Origin of the sequence: Caballeronia sp. ATUFL_M2_KS44, assembly GCF_023630965.1 — a bacterium.
Classification (GTDB): domain Bacteria; phylum Pseudomonadota; class Gammaproteobacteria; order Burkholderiales; family Burkholderiaceae; genus Caballeronia; species Caballeronia concitans.
In genome coordinates this window covers 430,014-444,128 of sequence record NZ_JALQEA010000006.1, presented here as the reverse complement: position 1 = coordinate 444,128, position 14,115 = coordinate 430,014, and the positions used below count along the sequence as shown (strand labels likewise).

Sequence of the window (14,115 nt, the reverse complement as noted above, 5' to 3'; positions counted from 1 at the left end):
GCACGTCACCGTCACCCGGCGTGCCGCAACGAATGCCAGAGACCCACGCGCCATGCCACGTTTCGCCCGCCTATTCGAAGCCGCCGCCGACACGCTCAACGCCTACTATCAGGCCGTCGCGGACAACAGCATCGATGCCGTGATGTCGCTTTGGATCGACGAGGAATTCGCCACCTGCATCTGCGCGAACGGCACGCATCTGCATGGACTGGAGGACATCCGCACGGGACTCGCCAGGCAGTTCGAAGCGGAGGCGATCACCATCGAGCCGCTCGATATCCGCGTGTACGACAGCCTCGGCACCGTGGTGTATGCCATCGCGGAAGCGCATCAGCCGGCGGGCACGGTCGCGCCGCGCATGATTTTCACGACTTACGTGATGGTCCACGAGCGCGGCGAATGGCGCATCGCGCATATTCACGCGAGCGAAATGCCTGCGGAAGCCGCCGGCCAGTTCGCGGCGAAGCTGCGTCACGGGCAGGGACCGCTGCACTGAAAGCAGAAGCATGGAGGAAGGCGTTTGCGGGAGAGGACCATGAAGCGCGATCCGTTGTTGCAACACGATTCGTCGTTCGTGGATGAAACGCCGGCCGTGGCGCATGCGCTCGAACACGCGCTCGACGCTTCGGTTTCCCGCTGGCTCTACAGCGCGCCGCGCTGGCTGCCGACGGCTCACGCGCAGACCATCGTTCCCGCGCTTTTCGGGCGCAAGCCTGCGGTGCGCTATCGCCGCGAGCGATGGGACACGCCGGACGGCGATTTCATCGAACTCGACTGGCTCGCGCACGCATCAACCGATGTCGCCCCGACCGCCCCGCTCCTCGTTCTCTTTCACGGCCTCGAAGGCAGTTCCGACTCGCACTATGCCCGCGCGATGATGGCCGCCGCCGAAGCGCGCGGCTGGCACGGCGTCGTGCCGCACTTTCGAAGCTGCAGCGGGCCGCTGAATCTGTTGCCGCGCTTCTATCACCTCGCGGACAGCGCGGAAGTCGACTGGATCCTGCGCCGTCTGCGCGAGCAGCACGCCGGACCGATCGTCGCGGCGGGCGTCTCGCTCGGCGGCAACGTGCTCTTGCGCTGGCTGTGCGAGCGCGGCACGGATGCATCGATCATCCACGCGGCCGCCGCGATCTCCGCGCCGCTCGACGTCCACGCGGGCGGCCACGCGATCTCGCAGGGCTTCGGCATGGTCTACACGCGCAGCTTCCTCAAGTCGCTGAAGAAGAAGGCGCTCGCGAAGCTCGTCCAGTATCCCGGCCTGTACGATCGCCACGCCGTGCTCGCCGCGCGCACGCTGTACGAATTCGACAACGTCGTCACCGCGCCGCTGCACGGTTTTCGCGATACGAACCACTACTGGTCGGCTGCGACGACGCGCGCGCATCTCACGCGCATCGAAGTGCCGGCGCTCGTCCTGAACGCGCGCAACGATCCGTTCCTGCCCGAGTCCGCGCTGCCGTCGCAGGCGGACGTGTCGGCGCGCGTGACGCTCGATCAGCCGAACCACGGCGGACACGTCGGCTTCATGACGGGGCCGTTTCCGGGGCGCATCGACTGGCTGTCGCAGCGCGTCGCCGGCTATCTGGAGCATTTCCTTCCTCGCGGATGAATCATGGATGAAATCGTCAAGCAGGCGCTCGCCAAATGGCCCAACGTTCCGCACTGCACGGGCTGGCTGCTGCTCGACCGGCGCGGCCAGTGGCGCATGCGCGACGAAGCGGCGCAAGCGGCCGGCGCGCTCGGCGACGCGATCCGGCATGACGCGCTGATCGGCTTCATCAACCGCAATTACGAGCGCGACGCCGACGGCCAGTGGTTCTTTCAGAACGGGCCGCAGCGCGTGTATGTGGAACTGGCTTATACGCCGTGGATCGTGCGGCTTTCGCTTGCGGACGGCGCGCTGCGCCTGACGGACCAGACCGGCGCGGCGTTCGAGCCGGCGCACGCGTGGCTCGACGACGAAGGCGGCCTGCTCTTTTCCGACGATGCAGCGCCTGCGCGCATCGCCGCGCTGCATGATCACGACATCGGTTTATTCTCGGATCACGCGAGCTTCGATCCTCCCGCGCACGCCGGCGTTTTTCACTGGCGCGATGCCGTCGATTTGCCGGTGCAGCCAATCGCGCGCGCGGACATCGAGCAACGCTTCGGGTTCGTCGCGAGCCCGGTCGCGCGGGCGGCGGCGAAGCGCTGATGCGTCAGCCCTTCCGGTCCTGATCGCGCTCTTCCTTGTAGCGCGTCTCGAAATCGCGCAGACGCGCCGAAATGGTCGATAGATCGTAGAAGCTCGCGCTCTTCACATCGCGCGCTTCCTTCAACTGGCGGATCGCGGACGGCCACGCGCCGTCGAGCGCGAATTTCTCGGCCATCGCCTGATGCTGACGCAACGGATCGTTCAGACCCGCGCTCGCCTGCGCGAGATAGAGCCACCAGTCGGGGCGCGCGGGCTCGGCGCGCGTTTCGCGGCGCGCGAGCGTCTGCGCGTCGGCGTAGCGATGTGCGCCGATCAGTGCCTGAAGATGCATGTCGATGGCCGCGTGCGAGTCCGGCCAGCGCGTTTGCGCGATGTCGGCGAGGCGGATGGCGTCGTCGTAGCGGCCCGCGCGGCGCGCAATGTCGGCGGCGAGGACGTCGAGGCTCGGGGTGCTGCGGGCGGCGGCTGTCGGCGCGGGCTGCGTCGGGCGAGCGTTGACGCGGATCGGCGGAAGGGTGATTTCGGTGCTTGCCGATCTGGGCGTCGGCGTGGCGTTGGCCGCGTTCAGTGCGTCGTGGGCACTGCTGCTGAAGAGGGAATTGGTCGGTAGCGCTGGGCGCTCGATGATGTCTGCGGCGGATCGTGCGGCGTTGGCGGATGCCATCGCGAGACCGGCGTTGCTCTTGGCGGGCAGCCGATACAGGCCATCGCCGTTCGACGATGACATCGCGAGGCTGGCGTTTTTCGCGCCGGGTAGCCGGTCGGAGCGATCGGCGTTTTGAGCGTCGGCTGGCGTCGTGTTCCTGGAAAGCGTCGCGCCGTTCGACGACGGTATCGCGAGGCCGTCGCTTCTCGCGCCAGGCCGACCCGAACCCGCGACGTCCGCGCCGACGCCCGCATCGGCACTCGCGCCCGCGCTTTTCGCCGCCACCCCCGCCTCCGCCTCCCGCCGCGCCTCCATCGCCGCCGTGGCTTCGCTCGCCTGCTCGCCTTCGAAAACCCGCCGCGCCTTCGCGAGCGCATCGTTGGCGGCGTCGTAATCGCCCATCAGCGATCGCGCGAGCGCAATGCCATACCAGTTCGCCGCCGGATTGACCGCCGTCTGATCGTCGATTTCGGATTTCAGGCGGCTCGCCACTTCGCGATAATCGCTCGCGTAATTCACCTGCAGCACGCGAGCGCGGGCGCGCACGAACGCATATTCCGCCGACTGCCTCGGCTGCCGGTACGGCACGCGCCGAGCGCGATCCTCCATGTCGGCGATGCGCTCGGTCGTCAGCGGATGCGTGCGCACGTAGGCCGGCACGCCGTTATCGGCCATCGACGCGCGATCGAGCCGCGCAAAGAACGCCGTCATCGCGTACGGATCGTAGCCGGCGGCGGCCAGCATCTGAAAGCCGACGCGGTCCGCCTCGTGTTCCGCCGCCCGCGAAAAGCGCAATTGATTGTCGACGGCGAACGCCTGCCCGCCCATCGCGATGCCCATGCCGAGATCGCCGCTTCGCGTCATCACGCCGGCGAGCAGACCGGCGAGCATCGCCGCGAGCGCCGCGTAGCTGCTCTTTTCCTGCGTGCCGAGCATCCGCGCGATGTGCCGCTGCAACACGTGTCCCATCTCGTGCCCGACGACCGACGCCAATTCGGACTCCGTCTGCGTCGCGGAAATCAGCCCCGTGTTCACGCCGATGAACCCGCCGGGCATCGAAAACGCGTTGATCTGCGGATCGCGGACGGCGAACAGCTCGAAGTCCGGGCGATAGCCGCCGAGATATTGCGTGGCGGCGGCGGCCGACAATCTCGACGCGACGGAATCGAGGTAGTCGCGCATGAGCCAGTCGTCGAGATAGTCGGGATCGGCGCGGACTTCGCGCATCATTCGCGCGCCGACCTTGCGCTCGGCCTGCGGCGAGAGCGTGCCGCCGGAGCCGTCGCCGAGGTCCGGAAGTTGCACCGATGAAAGCGGCGCGCGCAGGTTGGCCATCGCGCCCGGCCGATTGGCGAAGCGGCTTTCCGCGCCGCCATAGACACCGAACACGCCGTCCGCGACGCTGCCTGCGCTGGCGTCGGCTTGCGGTGTCGTCGTCGGCGTCGGGGCTGGCGTCGTCGCGGCAGCGCTCGCGCCCGTCTGCGCGAGCGCGACGGACGGCACGGCCTGACTCAGACACAACGCGAGGACGAGCGCGCGGCTCGGACGATTCAGATGCATGTCGCACAGCCGGCTGGACGCGACCCGCCGGCTCGGTGAGGAAAACGCGCTTATCGTATCAAGTGTTCGGTGCCCGGCGATGCGGTGCGCCGCGTCGGATTCGTGGAAAACCGCGCCGGATCACGCTGGTATGATAGGCGCCCGCTCAAAGGAGGACGCGATGTCCGGACTCACACATTTCGATGCCGCCGGCGAGGCGCACATGGTCGACGTCGGCGACAAGGGCGAGACGCGGCGCATTGCGGTGGCGCGCGGCTCGATCGCGATGCTCGAAGGCACACTCGCGCTGATCCGCGAAGGCCGCGCCAAGAAAGGCGACGTGCTCGGCGTGGCGCGCATCGCCGCGATCCAGGGTGCGAAGCGCACCGCCGATCTCATTCCGCTGTGCCATCCGCTTGCGCTGACGCGCGTGGCGGTGGATTTTTCCATCGACGACACCCTGCCCGGCGTGCATTGCGAAGTGCGCGTGGAAACGGTCGGGCGCACGGGCGTGGAGATGGAAGCGCTGACCGCCGTGCAGGTCGGGCTGCTGACGATCTACGACATGTGCAAGGCCGTCGATCGCGGGATGACCATCACCAACGTGCGCGTGATGGAAAAGCATGGCGGGAAGTCGGGGGATTGGGTGGCGAGCGCCTAACGCAGCGCCCCCGCACGCATCATTCGTCGCCGTCGCTGTCGCTATCGTCGTCGCCGGACTGCGGCTGCGCGCCAGCGGACGCCCCATACAGCTTCATCAACTCCGTCTTGAACGAAGCCAGCGGCGCGCCGATTTCATCGATCGAGCGATACACCGACTCCAGTTGCGCCGGCCAGTCCTTGAGCTGCGTCGAGAAAATCTTGAGGCGCGCGATGGTATCCAGCGCTTCTTTCCGCTGCCCCGCCAGCGCCTGCAGCACCGCGTAGCGCCGCAGCACCGTCTCGCCGGGCAAGAGCGCGATGGCCTGCCGATGCGCCGCCAGCTTCGCCTCGAGGTTCTGCGCGTTCATCGGCAGCAACGTGGCCGCGCCATATTCGCCCCACGCGCCGAACAGGAACGACGGATCGTCGCGATACTGTTCCGCCGGCCGCGAACCGTAATACAGCACTTCGGCGCGGTTGTAGTCGCGCATCGTCGGATAGAGCGCGATCAGGCCGCCCGCGACGAGCACGACATACACGCCATACGACAGCGGCCGCGCGACGAGCCGCATCGGACGCGTTTCGAGCAGGCCGATGACGAGCATCGCCGGCATCAGAAAGAACATGTACTGCTGCGGATACTCGACGAGCGCGTGCATCACCAGCACGCCCAACAGCGAGAGCCCGAAAATGCGCGCGGGCGTATGCGGCGCGCGCAGCACGCGAATGAGCCACAGCACGATGCCCACGACCAGCACGCCCATGCCCAGCAGCCCCGTCTTCGCCAGCAGATCGATGAAGATATCGTGCGCGTTGTTCGCAATCTCGACGCCGCCCAGTTCACGCACGAGATCGAACTGATAGCGCGGAAACTCGCCCCAGCCGACGCCCAGAATCGGATGCGTCTTGAACATCGTCCAGCCGTACTTCCACAGCGCGAGACGCGGCGCGATCTGGTTGGCGTCCTGCATGCGCTCCGCCGCCGATTGCGCCAGGTCGAGCTGGAAGCGCACGTTGGCCCAGCGCACGCCCGCGTTCACCGCGACGAACAGCACGCCGAGCGCGACAGGAATGAGCCACGCGCGCATGTCGCGCCGGCCGTTGCGCGCGGGCGCGTCGAGGTCGTCGGCGGCGTTCGGGCGTCCTTGCGCGAACGCCATCCACCATCCCGCGACGACGATCACCGCCGTCTGCAACCAGGGACCGCGCGATACCGTGAGCGCCAGCCCGAACGACAACACCGCCGACACCACGACCCACACGGCGACCGGCAAGCGACGCGTTTGCACCAGATACAGCGCACCCGCCAGCGCGAATGCGATGACCGTCGCGAGGTGATTCGCCTGCGCCATGTTGCCGAACATCCGCCGCTCGGTCGCGACGTTGTACGCCACGACGAAGGGCGCGAACTTCACTTCGGCATGGAACATCTGCACCGTCTGGCAGAACACCGCGAACAGTCCGCCCGCGATCAGCGCCGCCGCGCCGATGCGCAGCGCCTTCTCCGACAGCCCCGCCCGCGCGAGTCCGAAGCCCGTATGCACCGCGACGAACGACGCGAGCAGATACGCGCCGCCGAGCCAGTTCATCGACGGCTGCGCGACCGGCAGCAACACCGTCTGCGCGACGAGCACGAGGCCGAACAGCAGCGGCATCAACGCGACGACCGGCGATGCGAACGGAACGCGCGGCTCGGACAAGGGCACGAGCAGCGCAACGGTCGCACCGAGCGCCAGATAAAGCGCGAGCGCGGTGTACTCGGCGTAGAAGGTCGGTATCGGATACGTGTGGTTGACGACGCCGAACGGAATCGTCAACGCGGCACACAGAAAGGCAAAACAGAGATAGCGCGCGTACTGGGTGGTGTGCGAAGGCATGAGGGGCTGGGAACGTCGTTAACCGGCGCACTATACAAAACTTTGCCTCCCCTGTGCGCCGCGCGGCCGGAAATGCCACGAATTCAACCGTTTCTCCGCCTTCGATGCAACGCGCGGCGGCGCGTGATGATCCGCCGCCGCGCTCATCACCTCGACAGCGCGAACCGATGCTCAGGCGCGGCACTCGGGCGGCGCGAGCTTGGCCGATAGCGTCGGCGCGTCCACAGGCGACGGCCCCGCGCCCGGCGCCGGCAGCGACGACGCCGCCTTGCCGCCCGCGAAGCATTCCCACGTGATCGTGCCCGCCTGTACCGTGCCTCGCGCAAGCGCGATGCGCGCCGTCGGCGTATCGGCGTTATCGGGCGCGGAAGGCACGAGCACGAGCGTGTTCGATCCCGCCGGCGCGACGCGCGTCGAATAGGCGATCGTGATCTGGCCGGTGTCGCTGTCGACGTGGATCGACTCGACGTTGCGCGTGCCCGGCGGCGATGCATACCCGCTCGACAGATCCCCGCCGCTCGCCGCGTTCTCCGCTACCGCGAGCCGCGCCGATGCCGCGAGCGACATGCCTTCGCCCACGCGGCTGCGCGCCAGATAGTCCTGATACGCGGGAATCGCGTACGCCGCGACCACGCCGACGATCGCCAGCACGATCATCAATTCGATCAGGGTGAAGCCGTGCGCCGCCGCGTGCGCGCGCTTCATCCACATTTGCCACCCGCGCCGTTCGCGCGGGACCATGAAGTTCGTAACCATGCTCGACATTGCTGCTCCCAGAAAGACAAAAAGCGCCGGCTGCGTATGCAGACCGGACGCTTCGATCGTATTCAGGGAGCGGGCGCGGCGGCAGTCGGCCATTCGGCTAACGCTGCGCGTCACGTGTCGGCCGTGGCGCCCTTTCCATGAGACAGCGTGTGGCGCTTCATCAACATGCCGGCGGCGATCACGAGCAGCGCGCCCCCGACGCGCGCCGCATAGCCGGCAACGTCCGTGTTGAGCGCGGGCCAGCGGTCGATGAACGGATCGTCGATGATGAGCCCGCCCGCGATCCATCCGAGCAGCCCCGCGCCCAGCAACACCACGACGGGAAAGCGGTCCAGCAGCTTGAGCACCAGCGTGCTGCCCCACACGATGAGCGGAATGCTCACCACAAGCCCGAAGATCACGAGCGTCAGGCGATGCTGCGGATCGGCGGCCTCGGCCGCGCCCGCAATGGCGATGACGTTATCGAGACTCATGACCGCATCGGCGACGATGATCGTCTTCACCGCCGCCCACAGCTTGTCGGACGAACTGATGTTGTGCGCGTCGTGGCCCGGCTGCATCAGCTTCACGCCGATCCACAAAAGCAGCAGTCCGCCGACGAACTTCAAAAACGGTACATCCAGCAGGACGACGGCGAACGCGATCAGCGCGACGCGCAAGAGGATCGCGCCGAGCGTGCCGAGCACGATGCCGCGCTTTCTTTGCGTGACCGGCAGATCGCGGCACGCGAGCGCGATCACGACGGCGTTATCGCCGCCGAGCAAGATGTCGATGACGATGATCTGGACGACGGCGCCCCAATGGAGCGTGGAAAAGAACTCGAGCATGGCAAAAACCGTGACCGGAATAAAAAAAGCGGGGAAGCCGACGCTCCCCCGCTTTCATTTTCCGGCTGTGACGAAAGGATCCAGTAAGAGTACCAAACCCTGACGGCTTCTGCCGAACTTCCCTTAGATCACCGACTTCAGAAGACGTCCCATTTCCGACGGGTTCTTCGTGACCTTGATGCCGCACGCGTCCATGATTTCGAGCTTCGCGTCAGCCGTGTCCGCGCCGCCGGAAATCAGCGCGCCTGCGTGGCCCATGCGCTTGCCCGGAGGCGCCGTCACGCCCGCGATGAAACCGACGACCGGCTTCTTCATGTTGTCCTTGATCCAGTAAGCGGCGTTCGCTTCGTCCGGACCGCCGATCTCGCCGATCATGATGACGGCGTCCGTTTCCGGATCGTCGTTGAACATCTTCATCACGTCGATGTGCTTGAGACCGTTGATCGGGTCGCCGCCGATACCCACCGCCGACGACTGGCCGAGACCCAGCGCCGTCAGTTGGCCGACCGCTTCGTACGTCAGCGTGCCCGAACGCGACACCACGCCAATGCGGCCCTTGCGATGAATGTGGCCCGGCATGATGCCGATCTTCAGCTCGTCCGGCGTGATCGTGCCAGGGCAGTTCGGTCCGAGCAGCAGCGTCTTGCGGTTTTCGCGGCGCATGCGGTCCTTGATCTCGAGCATGTCGCGAACCGGAATGCCTTCCGTGATGCAGATCGCGAGATCGAGATCGGCTTCGACGGCTTCCCAGATCGCGGCGGCAGCGCCCGCGGGCGGCACGTAGATCACCGAAACGGTCGCGCCGGTTTCAGCCTTCGCTTCCTTGACGGACGCGTAGATGGGAATGCCTTCGAAGTCTTCGCCGGCGCGCTTCGGGTTCACGCCCGCGACGTACGCTTCGCGGCCGTTCGCGTATTCGCGGCAGGCGCGCGTGTGGAACTGGCCGGTCTTGCCGGTGATGCCCTGCGTGATGACCTTCGTGTCTTTGTTGATCAGAATCGACATGTAGTGACCTCTGTTCGTTTGGCGTCGCTCAAGCAGATGCTTTGCGCCGCCATTCGTATCTGGTGGAACGCTCTCTTAGGCTCGGTAAGCGAACGCGCTTACTTGCCTTCGGCTGCCGCGACGACCTTCTGCGCGGCTTCTTCCATGCTGTCCGCCGAGATGATCGGCAGGCCCGAGTCAGCCAGCATCTTCTTGCCGAGGTCTTCGTTCGTGCCCTTCATGCGCACGACGAGCGGCACCTTCAGGTCCACGGCCTTCGACGCCGCGATCACGCCTTCCGCGATCACGTCGCAACGCATGATGCCGCCGAAGATGTTGACGAGAATCGCCTTCAGGTTCGGGTTCTTCAGCATCAGCTTGAACGCTTCGGTGACCTTCTCGGTCGTCGCGCCGCCGCCGACGTCCAGGAAGTTGGCCGGCTCGCCGCCGAACAGCTTGATGGTGTCCATCGTCGCCATCGCGAGGCCTGCGCCGTTCACGAGACAGCCGATGTTGCCGTCGAGCGAGATGTAAGCGAGGTCGAACTTCGACGCTTCGACTTCAGCCGGATCTTCTTCGTCCAGATCGCGATACGCGACGATTTCCGGATGACGGAAGAGCGCGTTCGAATCGAAGTTGAACTTGGCGTCGAGCGCGATCACCTTGCCGTCGCCGGTCACGATCAGCGGGTTGATTTCCGCGAGCGATGCGTCGGTTTCGAAGAACGCCTTGTACAGGCCTTGAAGGATCGCGCGCGCCTGCGGGATCGATGCGTCGGGAATGCCGATCTTGCGTGCGAGGTCATCGGCGTCCGCGTCTTGCAGGCCGGTCGACGGCTCGACGGCGAACTTGTGCAGCAGTTCCGGCGTCTTTTCCGCGACTTCTTCGATGTCCATGCCGCCTTCGCTCGACGCCATCACGACGATCTTCTGCGAAACGCGATCCAGCACGAGGCCGACGTACAGTTCCTTCTTGATGTCCGCGCCTTCTTCGATCAGCAGGCGGTTGACCTTCTGGCCTTCCGGGCCGGTCTGGTGCGTGACGAGCTGCATGCCGAGGATCTGGTTCGCGTATTCGCGGACCTGGTCGATCGACTTCGCGACCTTCACGCCGCCGCCCTTACCGCGGCCGCCGGCGTGGATCTGCGCCTTGACGACCCAAACCGGGCCGCCCAGCTCTTCTGCGGCCTTGACCGCATCTTCCACCGAGAACACGGGTTTGCCGCGCGGGACCGCGACGCCGAACTTCCGCAGGATTTCCTTACCCTGGTACTCGTGAATCTTCATGCGTGATTCCTTCAGTCTGAGAGTTGGAGTGAACTTCGATTTCGAATTGCCTGAACCGCAATTGCCTTGGATTCTTGTTTGATTGCCGGCCGCTCGCGCACGGGTGTGACGAGCGTGTTATGTGTCCGGGGTTTCCCGTTCCGCGGCGCGTGCGTTGTCGTGTGCGTTCTCGTGTACGTCGGCGCGGCGGGACGGCTCGTAGCCGAACCAGCGCGGATAGTACTCGCGCACGGCCGGGCCGTCGAAACGCAATGCGTGACAGCCGCCGAGTTCGAACGGCGGCTGGTTCCGGTGCGCGGCCGGATTGGCGTTTTCCTGTGCGAAGGGGTCGGACATGTCGTCGGACCAGACATCGCCGAAAAATGCCTGCATGGCCGCGGTCGGCAAGACGGCGCACAACTCGGTGAGATGCGTGCAGCCGGCCGTGCCGCGCAAGCGGGCGCGGGCTTCGCGGCGGAAATTGCGCAACAGATTGAGCCCGATGAGCGCGCGATAAGCTGAATTGGATTCGGCGCAGAGACCGCCATACGGCGCCCAGTCCGACGAAGCTTCGGCTTCGACGATGTTGAGCTTGCGGTCGATGGTGATGCGCAGCCAGAGTTCATGGATCGGCAGGCCTTTCGGCCGGACGCCCGCCGCGAGCGGAAGGTCGCGGGGCTTCTCATCGGTTAGACAGGCTTCGATGTCCCACAGGCCGTCTTCCCGTTCGAACGCTTCCAGGCGAATCGCGCGACGATGGCGCAACTGTCGGGAAACGGGCGGAGAAAGAGGCATGGAGGCGAAACCGGAACGGGAAAACCGTTGAATTTTAGCATAGCGGGTATTTCGGGCCGCGCATGCGACTGAGGATTCGCCGCTGGCCGATTTGACGCGTTCACGCGCGTCGCGGGGCATGCCGGTGAGCGGCTCAGTCGTCGATGAATTCGTCCGCGCAGTCTTCGTCGCCGCCTTTGAGAATCTTCCCGATGGTGCTGCCGGAAAAACCACGCGCGGCAAGGAAGCGCGCCTGTTTCGCGCGCTCGGCGGCCGTCTCGGGCAGCACGCCGTATTTCTTTTGCCAGACCGCCTGGGCGCGCGCCGTTTCCGTCTGCGCGAGCTTCCCGGCTGTTTCGCCGATGAGCGCGTCGCCGACCGCATGCCGCTTCAGTTCGCTGATGATGCGGCTGCCGCCCATGAGCGCCGCCCGCCGATGCACCACGCTTTCGACGAAGCGCTCGTTGGACAGCCAGCCCTCGCGTTCGAGACCGTCGAGCAGAGTTTCGAGCGAATTGGCTTCTTCGACGTACGGCCGCAGCTTGCGCGACAACTCCGCGCGGCTGTATTCGCGGCGCGAAAGGTAGCCCAACGCGCGGCCTTTGAGCGAGTGCTGCGGGCGTCGCGGATTGTTGGTGTCGGTGGTTTTGCGCTGGCGCTGGCTCGAGCGGCTGTAGACGGAGTCCGGGTCAGCTTCCGGCGTGTCGAGTGGAACGCACTGCTCGAAAGGATCGGCGTCTTCGAACGAGGCGTCGCCCGAGGAGCGTTGCGGTTGTTGTCGATTGCTCGGCGCTTTGCGTTGACGCCGAGCCGGACGGCTGCGGACGGAATCGCTCTGCGCTTCAGGCGAGCTGGATGGCGCGCATTGTTCGAATGGCTCGAAGGGATCGGCTTCGTGGAATGAATCGTCGATACGAGCGGTGCCGGGCGTTGACGGCGTTTCCGAACGCGGCTGGCTGGCGATTCGCGCGGTGGCTTGCTGCAAAAGCGTGCGCGCCCGATCGAGCCGTGCAGCGCGATCCGGTTCGACGGCTTGCGTCGGAGCGTGATCCGCTTGCCGACGCGCGATCGGTTGAGCACCCTGCATGCGACGCTCTTTGCGGGCCGGCGACTGCTGCTGTAGCGGCGATGGCTCGACGCCACCGATTTGCCCCGCGTCCGAAAGCGCGCCGCCCTCGTCCGCCGCCTTAAAAGCGCGACGCGCCGGCGCGAATGACTTCGCGTCGGCGCGTGATTGACTGCTTTTGCGAAACCCGCCGCGCCGGGGCGATGCGTCCCGACGCTCGCTGCTCCGCTCGTAGCGGTCGACGGCCTCCGCGCCTTGCTCCGGCTGACCGACTTCGCGCGCATCATCGTCCTCGCGCGAACGGTCCGAATCGCCCGCGCGGCACCGCCCGAAATCAGCGTTGCCTGCCTTCGATCCGAACCGGCGCTTGAGCATCGGCGATATCGGGTGATTATCGGACGCTTATTCGTCGTCCGACACGGCTGCGCCCGTGGCCACAGCATCAGCCAGCGCAGCCACACCCAGCGATTCGCGGATCTTGTTTTCGATCTCGCGCGCAATGTCAGGATTCTCGCGCAGGAATTCGCGCGCGTTGTCCTTGCCCTGACCGATGCGATCGCCCTTGTAGCTGTACCAGGCGCCTGCCTTGTCCACCAGCTTCGCTTGCACGCCGAGGTCGATGATCTCGCCCTGACGCGAAATGCCTTCGCCGTACAGAATGTCGAAGATGGCTTCGCGGAACGGCGGCGACACCTTGTTCTTCACCACCTTCACGCGCGTTTCGTTGCCGATCACTTCGTCGTTCTTCTTGATCGAACCGATACGGCGAATGTCCAGGCGCACCGACGAATAGAACTTCAGCGCGTTACCGCCCGTGGTGGTTTCGGGGTTGCCGAACATCACGCCGATCTTCATGCGGATCTGGTTGATGAAGATCACGAGGCAGTTCGTGCGCTTGATCGTGCCGGTGAGCTTGCGCAGCGCCTGCGACATGAGACGCGCTTGCAGGCCGGGCAGCGAGTCGCCCATTTCGCCTTCGATTTCCGCCTTCGGCACGAGCGCCGCGACCGAGTCGATGACGATCATGTCGATGGAACCGGAGCGCACCAGCGCGTCCGCGATTTCCAGCGCCTGCTCGCCCGTGTCCGGCTGCGAGATCAGCAGTTCCGGCACGTTCACGCCGAGCTTGCCCGCGTATTGGACGTCGAGCGCGTGCTCCGCGTCGATGAACGCCGCCGTGCCGCCGAGTTTCTGCATCTCGGCAATCACTTGCAGCGTGAGCGTGGTCTTGCCCGACGATTCCGGACCGTAGATTTCCACCACGCGGCCGCGCGGCAAACCGCCGACGCCGAGCGCGATGTCCAGTCCGAGCGAGCCGGTGGAGACCACCTGAATGTCTTCGACCGCCTCACCTGCGCCGAGCCGCATGATCGACCCTTTGCCGAATTGCTTTTCGATCTGCGAAAGCGCGGCGGCCAACGCCTTGCTCTTCTCCGCAGTCATTCCAGCCGGGCCTTTCTTGCTTTCTTCCATGAATCGTCCTTTGCTATGATGAACGGCGTCTGAGACGCGTGCGCGCAGGCTCGAAGTGGCACT

The 14,115-nt window shown here is 65.8% G+C and carries 13 protein-coding genes; 4 read left to right on the top strand and 9 right to left on the bottom strand.

All coding sequences use genetic code 11. From position 1 onward, the window contains the following. The first annotated feature begins 52 nt into the window (after positions 1-52). From NCR39_RS02115 to NCR39_RS02105, 3 genes are read left to right on the top strand one after another with little or no spacing between them, the layout of a single operon-like run. Positions 53-496, top strand: a complete 444-nt coding sequence (locus tag NCR39_RS02115) for a nuclear transport factor 2 family protein (RefSeq protein WP_250450431.1) — start codon at positions 53-55, stop codon at positions 494-496. A 39-nt stretch (positions 497-535) separates the two neighbouring features. Next, positions 536-1,609 carry a hydrolase gene (locus NCR39_RS02110; protein ID WP_250450430.1) on the top strand — a complete coding sequence of 358 codons (1,074 nt, stop codon included), beginning with the start codon at positions 536-538 and terminating at the stop codon, positions 1,607-1,609. Positions 1,610-1,612: 3 nt separating this feature from the next. Then, positions 1,613-2,194, top strand: coding sequence for a DUF2946 family protein (locus NCR39_RS02105; RefSeq protein ID WP_250450429.1), 582 nt, complete (start codon positions 1,613-1,615; stop codon positions 2,192-2,194). Positions 2,195-2,198: 4 nt separating this feature from the next. Here the strand turns inward: NCR39_RS02105 and NCR39_RS02100 are convergent, their stop codons facing one another. Continuing rightward, positions 2,199-4,400: a M48 family metalloprotease gene (locus NCR39_RS02100; RefSeq protein ID WP_250450428.1), complete on the bottom strand. Its 2,202-nt coding sequence runs from the start codon at positions 4,398-4,400 to the stop codon at positions 2,199-2,201. Between the two features lie 160 nt (positions 4,401-4,560). Between NCR39_RS02100 and moaC the strand changes: the two genes are divergently transcribed. After that, the gene (gene moaC, locus NCR39_RS02095; RefSeq protein ID WP_250450427.1) at positions 4,561-5,040 is read left to right on the top strand and encodes a cyclic pyranopterin monophosphate synthase MoaC; all 480 of its coding nucleotides are present in this window, start codon (positions 4,561-4,563) and stop codon (positions 5,038-5,040) included. A 19-nt stretch (positions 5,041-5,059) separates the two neighbouring features. Here the strand turns inward: moaC and NCR39_RS02090 are convergent, their stop codons facing one another. From NCR39_RS02090 to recA, 8 genes are all read right to left on the bottom strand, one after another. Further along, positions 5,060-6,898, bottom strand: a complete 1,839-nt coding sequence (locus tag NCR39_RS02090; protein ID WP_250450426.1) for a PglL family O-oligosaccharyltransferase — start codon at positions 6,896-6,898, stop codon at positions 5,060-5,062. A 171-nt stretch (positions 6,899-7,069) separates the two neighbouring features. After that, positions 7,070-7,639: a pilin gene (locus tag NCR39_RS02085; protein WP_502800170.1), complete on the bottom strand. Its 570-nt coding sequence runs from the start codon at positions 7,637-7,639 to the stop codon at positions 7,070-7,072. Positions 7,640-7,773: 134 nt separating this feature from the next. Continuing rightward, positions 7,774-8,490 carry a TerC family protein gene (locus NCR39_RS02080; protein WP_250450425.1) on the bottom strand — a complete coding sequence of 239 codons (717 nt, stop codon included), beginning with the start codon at positions 8,488-8,490 and terminating at the stop codon, positions 7,774-7,776. A gap of 123 nt (positions 8,491-8,613) precedes the next feature. Beyond that, positions 8,614-9,495: a succinate--CoA ligase subunit alpha gene (sucD, locus tag NCR39_RS02075; protein WP_040051652.1), complete on the bottom strand. Its 882-nt coding sequence runs from the start codon at positions 9,493-9,495 to the stop codon at positions 8,614-8,616. Positions 9,496-9,593: 98 nt separating this feature from the next. Further along, on the bottom strand, positions 9,594-10,760 hold the full coding sequence (gene sucC / locus NCR39_RS02070; protein WP_040051651.1) for an ADP-forming succinate--CoA ligase subunit beta: 1,167 nt from the start codon (positions 10,758-10,760) through the stop codon (positions 9,594-9,596). Positions 10,761-10,877: 117 nt separating this feature from the next. After that, positions 10,878-11,534: a DUF2889 domain-containing protein gene (locus tag NCR39_RS02065; protein ID WP_250451439.1), complete on the bottom strand. Its 657-nt coding sequence runs from the start codon at positions 11,532-11,534 to the stop codon at positions 10,878-10,880. Positions 11,535-11,667: 133 nt separating this feature from the next. Further along, on the bottom strand, positions 11,668-12,600 hold the full coding sequence (gene recX / locus NCR39_RS02060; RefSeq protein ID WP_250450423.1) for a recombination regulator RecX: 933 nt from the start codon (positions 12,598-12,600) through the stop codon (positions 11,668-11,670). A gap of 381 nt (positions 12,601-12,981) precedes the next feature. Next, complete coding sequence (gene recA, locus NCR39_RS02055; RefSeq protein WP_040051648.1) at positions 12,982-14,052, bottom strand: recombinase RecA; 1,071 nt, start codon at positions 14,050-14,052, stop codon at positions 12,982-12,984. Positions 14,053-14,115 lie beyond the last annotated feature (63 nt).